Raw genomic sequence first — 1,150 nt, 5'->3', positions numbered from 1 at the left:
TTGTTGCCTATACCGGGATCGAACGCGGTCAGACTGTCAGCGCTGGCGAGCTGAACGACGCCTATCAGCGCATTCTTGACAGTGGCGTATTTGAAACAGTGGAGTTGGTTCCGCGCGGCAATACGCTGGTGATCAAAGTCACCGAATTCCCGACCATCAATCAGATCAGCTTTGAGGGCAACCGCCGTCTCAAGGATGATTCCCTGGACCAGATTATCGAATCTGCGCCGCGCCGGGTGTTCAGCCCCTCGCAGGCCGAGCGCGACGCCGCCGCAATTGCCGAGGCGTACAGCGTTCAAGGCCGTCTGGCGTCGCGCGTGACCCCGCGGATTATCCGCCGCAACAACAACCGCGTCGACCTGGTGTTCGAGATTTCCGAAGGCGACACCATCGAGGTGGAGCGCGTCTCTTTCACCGGCAACCGGGTTTATTCCGACCGCCGTCTGCGCCGGATCCTGCAGACCAAACAGGCTGGATTTCTGCGCGGTTTCATCAACTCGGACACGTTGATCGAGGACCGGCTGGAATTCGACAAGCAAGTGCTTCGTGATTTCTATCTGTCGCGCGGTTACGTGGATTTCCGGGTGAACAGCTCCAATGCTGAAGTCACGCGCGAGCGGGATGCGGTTTTTCTGGTGGTCGATGTGACCGAAGGCCAGCAATTCAGGTTCGGCAATGTCTCTGTGACCAGCGAAATGCCGGAAGCGGATGCCGACCTGTTCAGCTCCACCCTGAAGATCAAGCCCGGTGTGGTGTACTCCCCGTCGCTGGTCGAGAATGCGATCGACCGGATGGAGGGGCTGGCCGTCCGCAAAGAGATCGACTTTTTGCGGGTCGAGCCGCGGGTCACCCGCAATGAGCGGGATCTGACCCTGGATATTGAGTTCGTATTGCGCCGCGGTCCGCGGGTGTTTGTCGAGCGTATCGATATCGAAGGCAATACCACCACGCTGGACCGGGTGGTCCGTCAGCAATTCCGCTCGGTGGAAGGCGACCCCTTCAATCCGCGGTCCATCCGCAACAGCGCAGAGCGTATCCGGGCGCTTGGTTTCTTTGCCAACGCCGATGTGGAAACCCGTGAGGGCAGCTCGTCCGATCAGGTGATTATCGACGTCGACGTCGAGGAACAGCCAACCGGGTCGCTGAATCT

General features: G+C 59.5%; 1 protein-coding gene. It reads left to right on the top strand.

The window, feature by feature from the left end:
• Window positions 1-1,150 (top strand): outer membrane protein assembly factor BamA (bamA, locus tag A2I95_RS40640; protein ID WP_291737976.1); only part of this gene is annotated, 1,150 nt, incomplete at both ends.

Source organism: Leisingera sp. F5 (genome assembly GCF_001593695.1).
This window is presented reverse-complemented; position numbering and strand designations above follow the sequence as displayed.